Annotated in this window: 10 protein-coding genes; 9 read left to right on the top strand and 1 reads right to left on the bottom strand. The window is 66.9% G+C overall.

Features of this window, described 5'->3' with window-relative positions; translation table 11 throughout:
• The first annotated feature begins 21 nt into the window (after positions 1-21).
• The 6 genes from AAHM44_RS02180 to AAHM44_RS02155 all read left to right on the top strand — a co-directional run bounded on the left by AAHM44_RS02180 (position 22) and on the right by AAHM44_RS02155 (position 7,414).
• Positions 22-1,401 carry a polysaccharide lyase 6 family protein gene (locus tag AAHM44_RS02180; RefSeq protein WP_342248863.1) on the top strand — a complete coding sequence of 460 codons (1,380 nt, stop codon included), beginning with the start codon at positions 22-24 and terminating at the stop codon, positions 1,399-1,401.
• A complete protein-coding gene (locus AAHM44_RS02175) occupies positions 1,401-3,596 on the top strand; it encodes an alginate lyase family protein (RefSeq protein WP_342248862.1) in 2,196 nt (731 codons plus the stop codon). The genes AAHM44_RS02180 and AAHM44_RS02175 overlap by 1 nt, the downstream gene beginning before the upstream one ends.
• 4 nt (positions 3,597-3,600) lie before the next feature.
• Entirely contained in the window at positions 3,601-4,893 is a 1,293-nt protein-coding gene (locus tag AAHM44_RS02170; protein ID WP_342248861.1) for an MFS transporter, read from the top strand.
• Complete coding sequence (locus AAHM44_RS02165; protein WP_269573780.1) at positions 4,890-5,642, top strand: SDR family NAD(P)-dependent oxidoreductase; 753 nt, start codon at positions 4,890-4,892, stop codon at positions 5,640-5,642. Before AAHM44_RS02170 ends, AAHM44_RS02165 begins: the two co-directional genes overlap by 4 nt.
• Before the next feature lie 36 nt (positions 5,643-5,678).
• On the top strand, positions 5,679-6,557 hold the full coding sequence (locus AAHM44_RS02160; protein WP_342248860.1) for a rhamnogalacturonan acetylesterase: 879 nt from the start codon (positions 5,679-5,681) through the stop codon (positions 6,555-6,557).
• Between the two features lie 83 nt (positions 6,558-6,640).
• Positions 6,641-7,414: a TSUP family transporter gene (locus AAHM44_RS02155; protein WP_269573782.1), complete on the top strand. Its 774-nt coding sequence runs from the start codon at positions 6,641-6,643 to the stop codon at positions 7,412-7,414.
• A gap of 327 nt (positions 7,415-7,741) precedes the next feature.
• Here the strand turns inward: AAHM44_RS02155 and AAHM44_RS02150 are convergent, their stop codons facing one another.
• A complete protein-coding gene (locus AAHM44_RS02150; protein ID WP_342248859.1) occupies positions 7,742-8,776 on the bottom strand; it encodes a sugar kinase in 1,035 nt (344 codons plus the stop codon).
• 129 nt (positions 8,777-8,905) lie between these two features.
• Here AAHM44_RS02150 and AAHM44_RS02145 point away from each other — a divergent pair, with 129 nt between their 5' ends.
• The 3 genes from AAHM44_RS02145 (at position 8,906) to AAHM44_RS02135 (ending at position 19,042) form a co-directional block, all read left to right on the top strand.
• Positions 8,906-11,806, top strand: coding sequence for a TonB-dependent receptor (locus AAHM44_RS02145; RefSeq protein ID WP_342248858.1), 2,901 nt, complete (start codon positions 8,906-8,908; stop codon positions 11,804-11,806).
• A gap of 95 nt (positions 11,807-11,901) precedes the next feature.
• On the top strand, positions 11,902-12,648 hold the full coding sequence (locus AAHM44_RS02140; protein ID WP_269573785.1) for a FadR/GntR family transcriptional regulator: 747 nt from the start codon (positions 11,902-11,904) through the stop codon (positions 12,646-12,648).
• Positions 12,649-13,024: 376 nt separating this feature from the next.
• Entirely contained in the window at positions 13,025-19,042 is a 6,018-nt protein-coding gene (locus AAHM44_RS02135; protein ID WP_342248857.1) for an autotransporter-associated beta strand repeat-containing protein, read from the top strand.
• Positions 19,043-19,047 lie beyond the last annotated feature (5 nt).

Below are 19,047 nucleotides of genomic sequence, written 5' to 3'. Positions count from 1 at the left end.
AGAGCCGGTGGGGAGGACTCGTTGCGACTCTGGGCGCTGTCGATGGGGATGCTTGCGGTGGCTGCCGGTCCGGCGGCGGCGCGCGACACCCTTGTCCATAATCAGCAGGAATATGGAGCGGCCGCGAAGGCGCTGTCGCCGGGCGATCGGATCATCCTCGCCAATGGCGAGTGGCGCGACTTTGCGGTGCGCTTCTCGGGCCAGGGCAGCGAGGCCAGGCCGATCACGCTTACCGCTGAGACGCCGGGCAAGGTTGTCCTGACCGGTGCCTCGAGCCTGCGCATGGCGGGCAACTGGCTGGTCGTCTCCAACCTGGTGTTCAGGGACGGGCGCGGCACCGATGAGGATCTGATCGCCTTTCGCTTCGATACCAAACGCTGGGCCGAGAATTCGCGCCTGACTGGGATCGTCGTCGACGGCTATGGCGCGCCGACACAGGCCAAGACCGATCACTGGGTCTCGCTCTACGGCAGCAACAACCGCGTCGATCACTCGCACTTCGCCGGCAAGGTCCATGGCGGGGCGATGCTCGTGGTGGTCCGCGCCGCCTATGGCCCAAGCGAAAACCACCACCGGATCGACCATAATTACTTCGGCCCGCGGCCTCCCCTGGGGGAAAATGGCGGCGAGACGATTCGCATTGGCACCAGCCAGCAATCGCAGAGCGATTCCTTCACGATCGTCGAGGACAATTTCTTCGAGCGCTGCAACGGCGAGGTCGAGATCGTCTCGATCAAGTCGGGCGCGAACATCCTGCGCCGCAATGTCGTGGTCGAGAGCCAGGGCGCCTTTGTGATGCGCCACGGCCATGGCAACCGGATCGAGGACAATGTCTTCTTCGGCAATGGCGTGAAGCGCACCGGCGGTATCCGCGTGATCAACCGGCGCCAGGTGGTGCGGAACAACTATCTCGAGGGTCTGGCCGGCGACGGGTCGTACAGCGCGCTCTCGCTGATGAACGGCGTGCCAAACTCGCCGATCAACCGCTACGAGCAGGTGCAGGATGCATTGATCGAGCGGAACAGCCTGATCGAAGCGGCGACGGTGACTTTGGGCAATGGCGCGGACGCCGAACTGTCGCTGCCGCCGGTCTCGACGCGCTTCGTGGCCAACCTCTTCGTCAACGCGAAGCGCGGCGATCCCTTTGTCGCCAAGGCGGACATCGCCGGGATCACATTCACCGGCAATGTCCTGTCCGTGCCGGGACCCGCTGCCTTGCCGATCCAGATCGACCGCCGCCAGGTGACGCTCAAGCGCGCCGCCAACGGCCTGCTCTATCCGAGCGATCCGGCGCTGGCCAAGCTCGGTGCCGATCGCACGCTCAAGCCCATCACGCGCGAGGAGACGGGTGTCTCCTGGTACGTCAAGCCTGCGGCCTCGCCGCTTCCGGGAAGCAATTGATGACTCGTTTCGCTTTTCTCCTAGCCGGTTCCGCCCTGCTCGCCACGCCCGCTCTGGCGCAGACCGCGCCCGGCACCCAGCCCACGCTGTTCCGCGCATCGGAGATGGCGGCCACGGCCAAGGAAGCCACGGCCTATCCTCTGTTCAACGCCGAACTGAAGCGCGTCCGCCGCGAAGTCGACAAGGCGATCAAGGCCGGCGTGATCGTGCCCCAGCCCAAGGATCCGGGTGGCGGCTACACGCATGAGCAGCACAAGCGGAACTACACGGCGATCTATGGCGCCGGGCTGTTGTTCCGCATCACCGGCGACCAGCGCTATGCCGATTTCGCCAAGGCCGAGCTGCTCGAATATGCCAGGCTCTATCCGACGCTCGGCAACCATCCCGCGGCGAGCGACCAGCGGCCGGGCCGGCTCTTCTGGCAGAGCCTCAACGACGCCGTCTGGGCGGTCTATGCGGTGCAGGGCTATGACGCGATCCGCGACAGCCTGAGCGCCGCCGATCGCGCGACGATCGACGACAAGGTCTTCCGCCCGATGGCGACCTTCCTGTCGGCCGGCCAGGCCGAGGAGTTCGACCAGATCCACAACCATGCGACCTGGGCCTGCGCTGCGGTCGGGATGATCGGCTATACGTTGCGCGACAAGGACTTTGTCGAAGTGGCGCTGAAGGGCCTGCACCGTGACGGCAAGTTCGGCTTCCTGGCGCAGATCGACCAACTGTTCTCGCCCGACGGCTATTATGTCGAAGGGCCCTATTATCAGCGCTATGCGATGCTGCCCTTCGTGCTGTTCGCCCGCTTCATTCAGGCGAACCAGCCCGAGCAGAAGATCTTCGAGCATCGCGGCGGCGTGCTCCTGAAGGCGATCCGGACCTCGATCCAGACGACCTATGACGGCTTCTTCTTCCCGTTCAACGATGCGATGCCCGACAAGAGCCTGAAGACCGACGAGCTCTATCAGTCGGTGGCGATCGGCTATGAAGTGACCAAGGATCCGGCGCTGCTGTCGATCGCGCAGTGGCAGGGCCGCACTGTGCTGACGCCCGACGGGCTGATGGTCGCGCGCGATCTCGCGGCCGGCAAGGCCAGGCCTTTCCCCTTCGCCTCGCAGTTCCTGAGCGACGGACCCAAGGGCGATATGGGCGGCCTGGCGATCATGCGCTCGGGGCCGAGCGACAAGGACCAGGTACTGGTCGCCAAGAATGCCGCGATGGGCATGGGCCATGGCCATTTCGACAAGCTGAACTGGATTCTCTACGACAACGGCCACGCCATCGTGACCGATTACGGCGCGGCGCGCTTCCTCAATGTCGAGAGCAAGGACGGCGGGCGCTACCTCAAGGAAAATGAGAGCTGGGCGAAGCAGACCGTCGCCCACAACACGCTGGTCGTGAACGAGACCAGCAATTTCGGCGGCAAGTGGAAGGTGGGCGACAAGCTCGCGCCCAAGCAGCTCTTCTGGGCGAGTACCCCGCAGGCGACGGTCAGCACCGCCGAGATGGTCGGCGCCTATCCCGGCGTCCGCTATCGCCGCACGCTGATCCAGCTGCCGGTGGACGGCGTCGAGAGCCCGATGATCGTCGACCTGCTCGACGTGACCGGCGACAAGCCCGCCACCTATGACTTGCCGCTGCACTATGCCGGGCAGATCACCGCGATCGGTTTCCCGCTCCAGTCGAACACCGCCGAGCGGCCGGTGCTCGGCAAGGCGGCGGGTTACCAGCACATCTGGGTCGATGCGACGGGTACGCCGACTGCCGAGAATGGCGCGGTCACCTGGATCAACGACAACCGTTTCTACACCTACCGGATGCTCGCGCCGGCGGGCACCAGCGTGATCCTGGGCGAGAGCGGCGCCAACGATCCGCGCTTCAACCTGCACCGCGAGCCGCTGCTGATCGAGCGCGTGACCGGGGCGACCAACGCCCAGTTCGTCAACCTGCTCGAGCCGCACGGCAATTACGACGCCGGCGAGGAGAAGACGACCGCGAGCAACAGCCGGGTGAAGGGCTTTACCCATGTCCGCACCGGTGATGCCGATGTGGTGACGATCAAGCTCGCCGATGGCCGCGCAATCACGCTCGCCATCGCCTTCTCGGCCGATGCCAATGCGGCGCACTCGGCGACGGTCGATGGCAGGAAGCTCGACTGGAAGGGCCATTTTGCGCGCTTCGATGCGGGCAAGGGAAACTGAGCCGATGACCAGGGTCAAAGGGCTTCGCTGGCTCGTGATCGGCCTGATCGGGCTGGTCACCGTCATCAACTATATCGATCGCAACGCGCTCGCCGTGATGTGGCCGGCGGTGTCTAAGGACATTGGCGCGGACAAGGCGGATTATGCACTGCTCGTGACCATGTTCATGGTCGCCTATGCGTTCGGCCAGTCGCTGTTCGGCAAGCTGCTCGACCGGATCGGCACGCGCATCGGCTTCGTCATCGCGATCGCGGTCTGGTCGCTGTCGATCGGCGCACACGCACTCGTCCGCTCGCTGGGCATGCTGATCGGCCTGCGCGTCACTTTGGGTGTGGCCGAGGCGGGCAACTGGCCGGGCGCGGTCAAGGCCAATGCACTGTGGTTCCCGCCGCAGGAGCGCGCCTTCGCGCAGGGCATCTTCAATGCCGGTGCCGCGATCGGCGCGATCATCGCCGCGCCTGCTGTTGCCGCGCTCTACGGGGCGTTCGGGTGGCGGGCGACCTTCGTGCTGGTCGGCGTGCTCGGCTTTGTCTGGCTGATCCCCTGGCTGTTCGTCTACCGCGCCGATCCCGATCGCCATCCCTGGCTGAGCGACGAGGAGCGCGCCCATATCAACGCGCGCCCCGCCGCCAACGACGCGCCCGAAGCCGAGGCACCCGCACCGGGCATGCTCGAGCTGCTGCGCTACCGCCAGAGCTGGGCGATCCTGCTCAGCCGCTTCTTCCTCGATCCTGTCTGGTGGCTGTTCGTCTCCTGGCTGCCGATCTACCTGGCCGAGACCTTCGGCTTCGATGTGAAGCAGATCGGCATGTTCGGCTGGGTGCCGTTTGTCGGCGCGATGCTCGGCAGCCTGGGCGGCGGCTGGTTCTCCGGCGTGCTGATCGCGCGGGGCTGGAGCGCGCTGTCGGCGCGCAAGCTCGCCATCGCCATCGGCTGCGTCATCATGCTGCCGGCGCTGCTGCTTACCGCCCAGGCCTCGACGCCGCTCAGCGCGGTGCTGCTGATCGCGGTGATCCTGTTCGGCTTCCAGGTGGCGATCAACAACATCCAGACCATGCCGGGCGACTATTTCGCCGGCGGCGCGGTGGGCTCGCTCGCCGGGATCAGCGGCACCGCCGCCGTGGCCGGCACGCTCATCACCACCTGGCTCGTGCCGGTGATGACCACCCAGGGCTATGCGCCGATCTTCGCGCTGGCCGCGGCGATCGTCCCGCTCGCGCTCCTCTCCATCCTGCTCCTCGGTCGCGGGCTTCCGCGCGCCGAGGGCACTACCTCCCCAGAACGGAATCCAGCATGAAATTGAAGGACAAGGTCGCCATCGTAACCGGCGGCGGGCGTGACATCGGCAAGTCGGTCTCGCTGCAGCTCGCGGCGCAGGGCGCCAAGGTCGCGGTCAACTATCGCAGCGACGAAGCCGCCGCCAAGGCGACCGTCGCCGAGATCGAGGCCGCGGGGGGCACCGCGATCCTGATCCAGGCCGATGTGACCAAGCCGGCCGAAGTGGCGAAGCTGGTCGAGGAGACCACCGCGGCGTTCGGCGAGCGCGTCGACGTGCTGGTCAACGTGGCCGGCGGCATGGTCGCCCGCAAGACGCTGGCCGACATGGACGAGGCGTTCTTCGACCATGTCATGGAGCTCAACCTCAAGTCCGCCTTCCTCGTCACCAAGGCGGTGCTGCCGCACCTGGGCGAGGGCAGCGCGATCGTGAACCTGTCGTCGCTCGCCGGGCGGGACGGCGGCGGGCCGGGCGCGTCGATCTACGCGACTGCCAAGGGCGCGCTGATGACCTTCACCCGCGGCCTCGCCAAGGAACTGGGTCCGCAGGGCATCCGCGTCAACGCGCTGTGCCCGGGCCTGATCGGCACCAGCTTCCACGACACCTTCTCCAAGCCCGAGGGCCGCAAGGCGGTGGCCGGCAACACGCCGCTGCGCCGCGAGGGCCATCCGGACGAAGTGGCGTCGGCGGTTGTCTTCCTCGCCTCGAACGACTCGTCGTTCCTGACGGGCGTCAACATGGACATCAACGGCGGCCTCGCCTTCTCCTGATCGAGGGACAGAAGGCCGCAACTGGGAGGGTTACACATGCTGAAAATGGCGATCACGCTGGCAGCGTTGCTGGCGGTTCCGGGGGCGGCCTTCGCCCAGACTTCGGAGGCCCAGCCTCCGCTCGAGAAGCGCGAGAAGCGGACCGATGCGCCGCCGATCTCCGCCTACAAGATCATCCTGGTCGGCGACTCCACCATGGCGCCGGGCAGCGGCTGGGCATCTGCCTTCTGCGCCTATCATGTGAAGTCGAACATCGCCTGCCTCAACATGGGCCGGGGCGGGCGCTCGACCCGCAGCTACCAGGCCGAGGGTTCGTGGAAGATCGCGCTCGGCGAGGCTGCGGCTCCGGGCTATGCCAAGAAGTACGTCCTGATCCAGTTCGGTCATAACGACCAGTCGACCAAGGCCGAGCGCTGGACCGACCTCAACACCGACTTCCAGTCGAACCTCAGGCAGATGGTGCTCGACGTCCGCGCCGCCGGCGCGGTGCCGGTGCTGGTAACCCCGCTGTCGCGCCGCGAATTCCGGGGCGGCAAGCTCAACAACACGCTTTCCGCCTGGGCCGATGCGGTGCGCAAGATCGGCGTCGAGATGAAGGCGCCGGTGATCGAGCTGAACCGCGACAGTGCGAAGGCGGTCGAGCAGCTCGGCGCAGTCGAATCGATGAAGCTGGCGATGGCCGAGCCGCTTCCCGAGGAAGTGGCGGCAGGCAAGGCCGGCACCACGCTGCGCCCGCGCCCCGCGCCGGAATCGCCGCCCGCGTCGACGCTTCCGAAGACCGGCCCGCGCGGCCGGATCGTCGAGAAGTTCGACTATACCCATGTCGGCGAAGCCGGCGCCAAGGCCTTCGCCAAGATCGTCGCCTACGACCTGGCGATCGCGGTTCCCGAATTGAGCAGCCAGCTGCTGCCCTGACCCACTCCGTCCCTGGAGGCGCGGTCCGACTCCCTCGGCCGCGCCTTCTTTTTTATTTTGCGGCATCGCCTTAACGGGACCGCATGCACCTTACCCCCGACATCCTCGCTTTCCTCGTCACCATGGCGCTGCTTGCCGGCACCGTCGATGCGATGGCGGGCGGCGGCGGGCTGATCACCTTGCCCGCGCTGATGGCCATGGGCGTGCCGCCGGTCTCGGCGATTGCGACCAACAAGCTGGCGAGTGCCTGCGGCACCGGCTCCGCGCTGTTCACCTATGCCCGGGCCGGCCATGTCGACTTCCGGCGCTTCGCGCTGCCCGCGGCGGGGGCCTTTGTCGGCGCGGCGGCGGGGGCCGTGACGCTGCAGCTGATCGACTCGCACTTCCTTGCCGCCTTCGTGCCCGTGCTGCTGATCCTGATGGGGCTCTATTTCCTGCTCGCGCCGAAGATGAGCGAAGCGGACCGGCATGCCCGGGTGGGACCGAAGGGGCTGACGCTGATCGTGACCGGCATCGGCTTCTACGACGGGTTCTTCGGGCCGGGCACCGGATCGTTCCTTACCACGGCGCTGGTCGCATTGGCCGGGCTCGGGCTGGTGCGGGCGATCGGCAACACCAAGTTCCTCAACCTGTCGACCAATCTGGCCGGGCTGCTGGCGATGATCGCCGGCGGCAAGCTGCTCTGGGGACTGGGCATCGCGATGGCGCTGGCGAACATGGCGGGCAACCAGATCGGCGCGCGGCTGGCGATCCGCTTCGGCGGGCGCGGCGTTCGGCCGCTGCTGGTGCTGCTCTCGGCGGCGCTGACGGTGAAGCTGCTGGCCGATCCGGCGAACCCGATCTGGGGCTGGTTCTAGCGTTCCAACATTGGCCGCGGCCGTCACTCGGCAAAGTACACGAAGTACAGTCCAAGAGCGGGTTTCTGCCGCCGCTATTTTCCCTGTTTTCTCGGTAACGCGTTGCATCTCGCAACATTGTTGCGGGCGCGCGATCCTATTTTTCCTGCAGATTGAAAGAGCGGCCGGGTGGTGGCCCGGCCGCGTGAGCCAAGCAGGCGGAATCCTACATTGCAAGCTATCGTCACCCTGAACTTGTTTCAGGGTCCAATTCTCCACCAGCAATATCGCCCGGGGAGCCTTGGGAGTCGAACAAGTTCAGCATGACGATATGGCTTGGGCCGGCCCTCAGCGCTTCACGTCGGCGCCTTCGCCGGAGAAGCCCTCCACATCGGCGCGGGAGAACAGCGCCATGTCGCCCGGCACGCTGTGCTTGAGGCAGGCCAGGGCCAGGCCGAGTTCGGCGGCGCGCGGGATCGAGGCACCTTCGACCAGGCCGTGCAGCACGCCGGCGGCAAAGGCGTCGCCGCCGCCGATCCGGTCGATGATGCCGGGCATCGCGACTTCGGCGGTCTGGAAGCCGGCCTCGGGCGTGTCGATGCGCGCGGCCAGGCGATGGCAGTCGCTGGTCTCGACATGGCGAGCCGTCGAGGCGATCCACTTCAGGTTGGGGAAAGCGGTGAACCCGGCCAGTGCAGCCTCTCGCCGTCGCGCTTCGCCATCGCCGGAGAAGGGATGGTCGAGCAGCAGCGCCATGTCGCGGTGATTGGCGAAGAACAGGTCGGCCTGGCGGACCAGCCCGGTGAGGATCGTGCGCGGATCGCTGTCCCAGCTCGCCCACAGGTTCGCACGGTAGTTGCCGTCGAACGACACGCGCAGGCCGGCGGCTCGGGCAGCCGTCATCGCGGCGCCGGTGGCGGCTGCGAGATCGGGACCCAGCGCCGGGGTGATGCCCGAGACATGGAGCCATTCAGCGCCTTCGAACGCCGCGGACCAGTCGAATGCGGACCAGTCCTGCGACGCGAAGGCGCTGCCGGCGCGGTCGTAGAGGATCTCCGAGGCGCGCAACGATCCGCCCGGGCTGAGGAAATACAGGCCCTGGCGGCCCGGCGCGCGGAAGCTCCGGGTCAGGTCCACGCCGGCGGCGGCGAGCGCGCGCCAGGCGCCGTCGCCCAGGCCGCCCCGGGGGAGCGCCGAGACCATCGCGGTGCGGTGGCCGAGCGCCGCGAGCGCGGCGGCGACATTGGCCTCCGCCCCGCCGATATGCACGTCGAGGCTCTGCGCCTGGGGCAGCTGTACCCGACCCTGGGTCGCGAGCCGCGTCAACACTTCGCCAAAGCCGATCAGCCGTACTGGTCCGCTGCTGGTTAGTCCGGTTGCCATCCAATCCTCCCCTGTGGCTTTGCTGCATTGCACTAAGCGGATTGGATAATTGGTATCAAGATATCATTGACAGTCTTCGGACCTGTGGTACCTAGAATTGGTATAAAAAGAAGATTGGGGAGGATTCGAATGGCTTTGGGCACCATCCGTGCGCGCATGCGCGCTCGCTCGGCCCTGCTGACCGGCGTGTCGATCGCCGCGGCGCTGACGGCGGCGCCTGCCTGGGCGCAGGACACGCAGCCGGCGCCCGCCGGCAGGGCTCCTGCCGAAGCGACCGCGCCGGAAGTGGCGCAGGAAACGCAGCAGGAAGACCAGATCATCGTCACCGCGATCCGCGAGACGATCCAGAGCTCGATCCAGTCCAAGCGCGATTCCGATGCGATCGTGGATTCGGTTTCCTCCAAGGAAATCGGCGAGCTGCCGGGCCAGTCGGTCGGCGAAGTGATCGCGACGATCACCGGTGCCTCGATCGACCGCGCCAATTACGGCCCCACCGAAGTCTCGATCCGCGGTCTCGGCTCGGGCCTGAGCATGACGACGCTCAACAAGCGCGAGGCGACCAACGGCTCGGGCGACCGCGCGGTGAATTTCGGCCAGTTCCCCTCCGAGCTGTTCAACGCGATCAAGATCTACAAGACGCAGCAGGCCGACCTGATCGAAGGCGGCGTGGCCGGTCTGATCGAGCTCGAGACGCGCAAGCCGCTCGACTACAAGCGCCGCAACATCCAGGCGGAGATCAAGGGCAACTACAATCCCTATCAGGACCGGATCAGCGGCAAGAGCCCCTACGGCTACCGCGCGACGATCAGCTATATCGACCAGTTCAACGCGGGCGACCTGGGCAAGATCGGCATCTCGATCGGCTATCAGCGCAACGACGTGAACGATCCGGTCGAGCGCTTCTATACCAGCTCGACCTGGTTCACCTGCAACGCGGCGGTGGTCTCGACCACCAACTGCACCGAAGTGACCCGCCAGCAGGGCAATTCGGGCACGCCCTATTACCACGCGTCCAACTCGTACCTCTATCGCCAGATGACCACCTCGGACCTGCGCAACGCGGTGTTCGGCGCGGTCCAGTGGCAGCCGAGCCCGACGATCGACGTCAATCTCGACCTGCAATATTCGCGGCGCCAGTATAGCGAGGCACGCAACGACTTCGGCACGGCGGAAGGGCGCTACAATCTGCGCAACGTCGTGATCGGCGACAACCACCAGATGCTCTCGGCCGACGGATCGGCGACGCTGCAGACGCTGTCGGGCCTGTTCCTGCGCGACGAGAAGTATCTGGGCTTTGGCGGCAATGTCGAATGGAAGCCGACCGACCGGCTGACGGTGAGCGCCGATTACGGCTATTCGCACACCAAGCGGCTCGACATCACGCGCACCGTGCGGCTGCGCACCGATCCGCTCGACATCTACGGCGTGCGCACGGCGATCAACAACCAGCGCATCCCCTATCATGTCGACTTCACGCAGAGCTTCCTGCCGGTCTTCACCTATGATTCGCGCTTCAACCCGGCGGACTACACGGCGTTCAGCGACGATGCGCAGCTGACCCGATCACAGGACGGGCGCGACGACGAGATTCATTCGGCGCGGCTGGACGCGAGCTACAAGCTCGACGGCTTCATCGAGCGGATCGACATCGGCGGGCGCTGGGCCAAGCGGAGCTTCTTCGGCTATGGCAACGACCTGATCATCCAGCAGAACGACCTCGCGGTGGACCGCGCGGTCAACCTGGCCTGCCGCACCCCCTTCCCGGAGCGCAGCTTCCTGGGCGACGCGCCGAGCCCCAGCGTCGGCAGCTATGCGACCTTCGACGTGCTCTGCCAGTTCCGCAACTATCTGGGCACCGAGGATCCCGGCAATACCGGCGACCTGCGCTCGGTCGACAATTCGGACGTCACCGAGGAGACCTGGGCCGGCTATGCGATGGCGACCTATTCGGGCCATATCGGCGGCCTGGCGGTGCGCGGCAATTTCGGCGTGCGCGGGGTGCATACCCAGGTGACGGCGGAGGGCCTGCGCTCGGGCCTCGACGTGATCAACAACAGCGACGGCAGCATCTCGCTGCGCGCCAATGGCAGCTTCACCCCGACCCGGATCACCTCGGGCTCGATGCGCTGGCTGCCGAGCGTCAACGCGATCTTCGACCTGAGCCCCAAGTCGCGCATCCGCACCGGCATCTACCGGGCAATGTCGCGCCCCGCGCCGAGCGCGCTGGGTGCCGGCCGCAACATCACGCTGGAAGTGGGCAACGGCTTCACCTCGGTCACCGATGCGATCAACTCGATCATCGCCACCGGCAGCCCGCGGCTGAAGCCGGTGATGTCGTGGAACGCCGACCTCGCGTACGAATACTACGCCAACAAGGACACGCTGTTCGCCGCGACCGCCTATTACAAGCGCTTCACCGGCGGGAAGATCCCGATCACGACCGACGAGAATTTCACGATCGGCGGCCAGGATTATGCGGTGCCGGTCACCCAGACGACCAACAGCAAGGACAAGTCCGACCTGTACGGCGTCGAGTTCACCGCGTCGAACCGGTTCAGCTGGCTGCCGCATCCGCTCGACGGGCTGGGCGTTAAGCTGAGCTACAATTACGCCTGGTCGAACTACAAGACGCAGGACATTCGTTATGGGGATATCATCGACAGCGCGACCGGCGACGTGATCCCCGGGCTGATCTCGGCGGCGGGGCTGAGCGGCTATTCGAAGCACGTCTTCTCGGCCCAGGCATTCTACGAGATCGGGCCGATCTCGCTGCAGGGCATCTATCGCTATCGCTCGCGCTATTATCAGTCGTTCACCAGCGACAACACCCAGCTGCGCTATGTCGAGGGCAACAACACCTTCGACGTGAACATGAGCTACAAGATCAACAAGCAGGCGGACATCCGCTTCCAGGCGCTGAACATCTTCAACGAGCCGCGCGTCGAGTATATGCCGGTCGTCGGCAGCACCCGGAACGTGGAATATTACGGCCCCCAATATTTCCTGAGCTTCCGCGTTCGTCTCCGTTAAGGCGGACCGGAAGCAGGCTGCGGACCAATTGCCTATTCCAAAATCCCGCAGCCTGGGGCATTGCTGATCGTCAGACCAAGCTACCCGAGGACCCAATGGCCGAACGCCGTCTCTTCCAGGATATCGCCGAACGCATCGCGGCGATGATCGCGGAGGGCACTTTCCCTCCCGGCTCGCGGCTGCCCGGCGAGCGCGAGATGGCGGAGCGACTGGGGGTGAGCCGGGTGACGATCCGCGAGGCGGAGATCGCGCTCCAGGCCCAGGGGCTGGTGCGGATCAAGACCGGCTCGGGCGTTTATGTCTGCGATCGCAACGAGCCGAGCGTCGGCCAGCTGCCGGTGGTGAGCGCGTTCGAGCTCACCGAGGCGCGTTCGCTGTTCGAGTCCGAGGCGGCCGCGCTCGCCGCGCCGACGATCAGCGACGAGCAGCTCCAGGTGCTCGAATCGCTGGTGGCCGCCATGGACGAGGCCGAGGAGGGCAGCGCCGCCGCCACCGAAGCGGACCGCGCCTTCCACCTCGCCATTGCCGGGGCATCGGGCAACCAGGCGATCATGTTCGTGATCACCACCCTGTGGCGGATGCGCACCGAGATCCCGGAGATTTGCGCGCTCCACGCCTCGGTGTGCAGCAAGGACGAGGACAGCCGGCATGACGAGCATGCCGCAGTGCTCGAAGCGCTGAAGAACCGCGACTCGGTTGCGGCGCGCACGGCGATGCGCAAGCATTTCAGCCGGCTGCTCGAGGCGATGCTCAAGGCATCGGAAGAACGCGAGATCATGGAGCTGCGCCGCAAGGCCGAGGCAAGCCGCAACCGCTTCCTGATCAGCGCCCAGCTGAGCTGAACGACCGGACTCCTTTCGATACCGCTACTCCAGCGCGCGCCCGGCACCAGCCGCGGCGCGCGTTTTCGCATGCAAGTCGGCCGTACTGGTCTGTTTACTGGTATACGAACCAATATGCCAAATCTGGACTAACCATTCTATTGACTCCGGATTGAAGGTCTGGCCTTATCCCTGAGGACAAAAGCGGCACCCGCATGCACGGGCAAGCCGGACGCTGCCAGGGAGAGATGCCGGATGCGGATGCGAAGATAAGCGCACGCAACGAGGGGCCGTAGGGACGCGGCCGCTGCCGCGCGCATGCCCCACCAGAAATCGCGAAACCCGGCTCCGCGCCGGACTTGGCCATGCGGCACGCGCCGCGATGGGGGGATGACTCATGACTAGAACGATCCGCGCGCGCAGCCTGCGCACCCGCCTGCTGCTTTCCGCCTGCTTCGTGGCGCTGCCCGGCACGGCCTATGCCCAGACCACGGTCTCGACGGTGCGCACCACCGGCGTGAATGTGAGCGGTGCCGGCACGGTGACGGTGACATCCACCGGCTCGATCGCGACGCCTACCGGCAACCAGGCGATCAGCGTCAACGGCACCAGCACCGGCACCGGCGTGGTGATCACCAATGACGGCACGCTCGAAACCGGTGCGACCTCGACCAACAGCAACGGCCGCGGGATCAGCAGCAGCGGCGATTTTGCCGATCGCACCACCCTGATCACCAACCGCGGCACGATCCGATCGGGCAACAGCGCGATCCGCTTTTCCGAGACCACGGCCGGGTACAGCGCCGGCACCGTCACCATCGACAACAGCGGCACGATCCTGAGCACCGGGATCGACTATAATGGCGCGGTGACTGTGCAGGGGCGGGGCATCGATCTTGCCGCCACGCGCGTCACGCTCAACGTCGTCAACCGCGCCGGGGGCTCGATCACCGGATCGCAGGGCATCGTCAGCACCGGTGCGCTGATCCTGACCAATTCGGGGACGATCACCGGAAACGGTGCCGCGGCGACCCAGGGAGAAGCGGTACGCGGTCACAATGCCGGCACGCTGGACGTTACCAACCAGGCCGGCGGCGTGATCACCGGCCTGTACGGGATCATCGGCACGGGCAATACCGCGATCGTCAACCGCGGGACGATCGCCAGCTCCGGCGGTGGCAGCGGGACCAACGAGGCGATCCGGATCAACCTGGGCTATTCGGTCAGCTCGACCACCGGCCTGGTCGTCAACAACAGCTATCTGAACAGCGTGACGCTGGCTGCGGGTAGCACCACCAGTGCCGGCACCGGCACCAACGCGAATGGCTATGCGGTGAATTTCGGCGGTTCGCCGATCGCGGGCACGGTCAACACGCTGACGATCGAGACCGGCGCGACGATCAACGGCACCATCGCGGCGACCACCAACACCAATTCCAACGACATACTGAACCTGACCGGCACGGGATCGCAGACGCTGGTTTCCACCACCGGCTTCGACACGCTCAATGTGCAGGGCGGCACCTGGGGCATCATCAACACCCAGACGCCGCGCTTCGGCACGACGATCGCAGCGGGCGCGACCCTGCGGCTCGACGATTTCGACGCCACGACCGGCGGCGAGGTCCGCAGCGCGATCGTCAACAACGGCACGCTGATCCTGAACCGCACCCGCAACCTGCAGAGCTTCGGCGCGATCAGCGGCACCGGCGGGCTCCAGCTCGTCAACACCGGCAACCTGACGCTGACCACTGCCAACAACTATTCCGGCGACACCATCATCAGCGGTGGCGGCATGTTGCGCAGCGGCCTGCTCGACAACGCCTTCTCGGCGAATTCGGCGGTGATCGTCACCGGCACCAGCACGCTCGACCTGAATGGCGTGAACAGCTCGGGAAGCAACACCCAGATCGGGTACAACCAGACGATCGGCAACCTTTCGGGGGACGGCTTCGTCAACACTGGCAGCGCCAGCGGCGCTACGCTCATCACCGGCGGGCTCGGCGGCGACACCAGCTTCTCCGGCGTGGTCAGCCAGCTTGGTGGGCTGACCAAGGTCGGCGGTGGCACGCTGACGCTGTCGGGCCAGAATACGGCGAGCGGCGTGCTGGCGATCAACGGCGGCGGCGTGGCGCTATCCGGCCGCTGGTCGGGCAATGTGACGATGGCGGCGGGCACCAGCCTTTCCGGGGCAGGCCGGATCAACGGGGTGCTTGACGCATCCGGTGCGATCCTGGCGCCCGGCAGCGGCGGGGTTGGGACGCTGACCAGCGGCGGGCTGGTCCTTTCGGCAGGCTCGGTGCTCAACTATGATCTCGCCGCGCCCGGCACCGGCGACCGTATCCAGGTGAATGGCGACCTGATCCTCGACGGCACGCTCAACGTGGCCGATGTCGGCGGGTTCGGCGAGGGGGTCTATCGGCTGATCAACTATACCGGCGCGTTGACCGACAACGGCCTGGTGATCGGCGGGGTGCCGGCCGGCGCCAATGGCAGCCTGATGACCGTCCAGACATCGGTCGCGACCCAGGTGAACCTGATCTACGGCACGCCGGCGGCGACCACGATCCAGTTCTGGGATGGCACCGACAATTCGGGCGACGGCATCGCACAGGGCGGCAGCGGCAGCTGGACCAACAGCTTCCCCAACTGGACCGACGCGGCGGCGACCAACAACAGCGCCTGGTCCGGTGCATTCGGCGTGTTCGGCGGCACCGCCGGCACGGTGACGGTGGACGACGCAATCCTGTTCACCGGCGCGCAGTTCATGACCGATGGCTATGAGATCGCCGCCGGCACGGGCACGCTGAGCGCCGACAGCCCGTTGACCAATATCCGCGTCGATCCGGGCGTGACCGCGACGATCAGCGCCGGCATCGGCGGCAGCGGCGGGCTGGTGAAGAATGATGCCGGCACGCTGATCCTGTCCGGGACCAACGGCTATGCCGGCGCGACCAATGTGCTGGGTGGCACACTGGTCGCGCTGAACGGCGGGGCCTTGCCGATGACCAGCAACGTCAATGTCGCCGCAGGCGCGACGCTGGATATCCGTGCGGACCAGAGCATCGGCGGGCTCAACGGCGCCGGCGGCGTGCTGCTCGGCGCGAACCTCACCACCGGCGGGCTCAACGCCAATGACAGCTTCGGCGGTGTGGCGAGCGGTTCCGGCGGGCTGACCAAGACGGGTACCGGCACGCTGACTCTGGGCGGCGCCAATGCCTATCTCGGCGCGACCGAGGTGAATGCGGGCACGCTGCAGCTCGATGGCAGCGTCGCGGGCGCGGTGAATGTCGCGAGCGGCGCGACGCTGAGCGGATCGGGCAGCGCGGGCGGCGTGGTCACGATCGCCGACGGCGCGCATCTCGCGGCAGGTGGCGCCGGGGCGGGGACGCTGACCACCGGTGGATTGGTGCTTTCCGCCGGCTCCGTGCTCGACATGGGCCTGGGTGCGCCGAACGTGGCGGGCGTGAGCGACCGGATCCAGGTCAATGGTGACCTGACCCTGGACGGCACGCTCAACGTTACCGATCTCGGCGGCTTCGGCGTCGGCGTCTATCGCCTGATCGACTATACGGGCGCGCTCACCGACAATGGCCTGGCTATCGGCGCGCTGCCGGCGGGTTCCAATGTCCCGCACATCAACCTGCAGACCTCGGTCGGGAACCAGATCAACCTGGTCTATGACAATATCGTCCCCGAGATTCAGTTCTGGGACGGTGCCGGCACCAGCGCGAATGGCGCGGTCGGCGGTGGCTCAGGAAGCTGGACCAGTGCCCGAACCAACTGGACCGATGCCAATGGCGCGGTGAACGACAGCTGGGGCGGGCGCTTCGCCGTGTTCCAGGGGCCGGCGGGTACCGTCACGGTCGACGGCGCGATCAGCGTCACCGGCATGCAGTTCATGACCGGCGGCTATGTGATCGCGGCGGGCACCGGGACGCTGAGCCTGGCTGATGCCCAGACCAATATCCGTGTCGATCCGGGCGTGGCCGCGACGATCAGCGCCGGGATCGGCGGCAATGGCGGGATCAACAAGCTCGATACGGGCACGCTGATCCTGTCCGGCGTCAACAGCTATGCCGGCGCGACGATTGTTGCGGGCGGTATCCTTCGTGCCGGGGTGGGCGGGGCGTTGCCGACGGGCACCAGCGTGACCATTGCGACAGGCGCAACGCTCGACCTTGCTGCCTCGCAGACCATTGCCGGCCTTGCGGGTACAGGCAGCGTGACGCTTTCGGGCGGGAGCCTGACCACCGGCGGCGGCAACACCGACACGCGCTATGCCGGGACGATCAGCGGCAGCGGCGGGCTGACCAAGGCGGGCAGCGGCGTGTTCACGCTGGCGGGAGCGAACAGCTATACCGGCGCCACCAATGTCTCGGCGGGCACGCTGCGGCTGGATGGCGGCTCGATCGCCGGCGGCGGTGCGTTGAGCGTGGCGAGCGGCGCGACGCTCGACGTCAATGGCGGTACTGTAGCTGCGGGGACGCTGAGCGGCGCGGGACGCGTGCTGCTCGGCAGCGGATCGCTGAGCGCCGGCGGCACCACGAACAGCAGCTTCACCGGCGTGATCAGCGGCACCGGCAGCCTGGTGAAGACAGGGACCGGCACGCTGACGCTTGGCGCCGCCAACACTTACTCCGGCGGCACGACCGTGACCGGCGGCACGCTGGCCGCCGGCATCGCCAACCCATTCGGCAGCGGCGTGCTGACCGTGACGGCGCCGGGCGCGGTCAACCTGGCCAACTTCGCGACGACCGTGGGCGGGCTGGCCGGTGACGGCAACATCGCGCTCGGCAGCGCGGTGCTGACCGTGAACAGCGTGAACAGCTCGAGCTATTCGGGCGTGCTCTCGGGAACCGGCCGGCTGGTCAAGTCGGGTGCCGGCACGCTGACGCTGAACGGCGCCAGCACCTACACCGGCTCGACTACGATCAACGAGGGCCTGCTGGTGGTGAACGGCTCGCTGGCGGGCACGCTGACGATCGGTGCGAACGGGCGGCTGGGCGGATCGGGCAGGACCGGATCGCTGAGCGTCACCGGCACGGTGGCGCCGGGCAATTCGATCGGCACGCTCAACGTGGCGGGCAGCCTGACCTTCGCGGCGGGATCGACCTATCAGGTCGAAGTGTCGCCGACCGGCATCTCGGACCAGATCATCGCGACGGGCGCGGTGACGATCAATGGCGGCTCGGTCTCGGTGCTGACCGGCGGGGCGACCAACTTCCTGCCGCTCACCACCTACACTATCCTGTCCGGATCGAGCGTGACCGGTACGTTCGGCAGCGTCATCACCGATCTCGCCTTCCTGACGCCGTCGCTGGTCTACAGCGCGGCGAGCGTGCAGCTGCGGCTGCTGCGCAACGATGTGAGCCTGGGCGCGGTGGCGCAGACGCCGAACCAGGTCGCGGTTGCCGCCGCGGTCGGCGCGCGGAGCTCGGGCGAGGTGTTCGACGCGGTGATCGGGCTCAACGCCGGTGATGCGCGGAATGCGTTCGACCAGCTTTCGGGCGAAGTGTTCGCGGCCGGCATGACGGTCGCCGGGCGCGACGGGCATGACACCGCGCGCGAGCTGATCGGGCGGATCGACGGGCCGCGCGGGCAGAAGAAGACCGCCTGGATCGCGGGCGACCTCGGCCAGCTCAAGGCGCGTGCACGCGATGGCCTGGCGGGCATCGAGTCGGATCGCCAGGTGATCTCGGGTGGCATCGAAGTGACCGGCGCTACGCTGCGCTACGGCTTCTCCTATCGCTATGCGAAGAACGACATCAGCCTCGATGCGCGGGCGAGCGACGGCCAGCTGGTGAGCAATTCGGCCTTTGCCTATTTCGGCTATAGCTGGGGTGGGCTGCGCATCGCGGGCGGCGCGGGCTATTCGGCGCATACCTTCTCGACCGATCGCCGGATCGCGTTCGGCGGGCTTGCCAATCACCTCACCTCGGACGGCGATGGCCATAGCTATACCAGCTTCGGCGAGCTCGCCTGGATGGCGCCGATGGGCAAGGGCGCGCGCGTCGGCCCCTATGTCGGCGCCAGCGTGAGCTCGGCGAGCTTCGACCGGGTACAGGAATGGGGCGGCGCCGCGGCGCTGGTCGCCGGCAAGGCGCGCAGCACCACGACGCTGGCCAATTACGGCGTGCGCGGCACCGCGACGATCAACGGCGTGACGCTGAGCGGCGACCTGGGCGGGCGCTCCTATCTGGGCGATCCGGAAGCGCGGCGGCTGTTCAAGTTCGTCGATACCGGCAATGGTTTCGAGGCGAGCGGGACGCAGTTCGGCCGCACGGTGGTGACCGGGCGGATCGATGCTTCCACCAATGTCGGCCGCTTCGTCCTGGGCATGGGCGTGCGCGGGGAGACGGGTAGCGGCGGATCGGGCGTGACCGCACGCGCGAGCGCCGGGTTCCGGTTCTGATCGAG

Origin of the sequence: Sphingomonas sp. OTU376 (genome assembly GCF_038440415.1) — a bacterium.
Lineage (GTDB): Bacteria > Pseudomonadota > Alphaproteobacteria > Sphingomonadales > Sphingomonadaceae > Sphingomonas > Sphingomonas kyeonggiensis_A.
This window is presented reverse-complemented; position numbering and strand designations above follow the sequence as displayed.

Bases quoted from the DNA above. Each gene is read 5' to 3' on its own strand.
- AAHM44_RS02175 (WP_342248862.1), top strand. From the start codon at position 1,401: ATGACTCGTTTCGCTTTTCTCCTAGCCGGTTCCGCCCTGCTCGCCACG.
- AAHM44_RS02170 (WP_342248861.1), top strand. From the start codon at position 3,601: ATGACCAGGGTCAAAGGGCTTCGCTGGCTCGTGATCGGCCTGATCGGG.
- AAHM44_RS02165 (WP_269573780.1), top strand. From the start codon at position 4,890: ATGAAATTGAAGGACAAGGTCGCCATCGTAACCGGCGGCGGGCGTGAC.
- AAHM44_RS02160 (WP_342248860.1), top strand. From the start codon at position 5,679: ATGCTGAAAATGGCGATCACGCTGGCAGCGTTGCTGGCGGTTCCGGGG.
- AAHM44_RS02155 (WP_269573782.1), top strand. From the start codon at position 6,641: ATGCACCTTACCCCCGACATCCTCGCTTTCCTCGTCACCATGGCGCTG.
- AAHM44_RS02150 (WP_342248859.1), bottom strand. From the start codon at position 8,776: ATGGCAACCGGACTAACCAGCAGCGGACCAGTACGGCTGATCGGCTTT.
- AAHM44_RS02145 (WP_342248858.1), top strand. From the start codon at position 8,906: ATGGCTTTGGGCACCATCCGTGCGCGCATGCGCGCTCGCTCGGCCCTG.
- AAHM44_RS02140 (WP_269573785.1), top strand. From the start codon at position 11,902: ATGGCCGAACGCCGTCTCTTCCAGGATATCGCCGAACGCATCGCGGCG.
- AAHM44_RS02135 (WP_342248857.1), top strand. From the start codon at position 13,025: ATGACTAGAACGATCCGCGCGCGCAGCCTGCGCACCCGCCTGCTGCTT.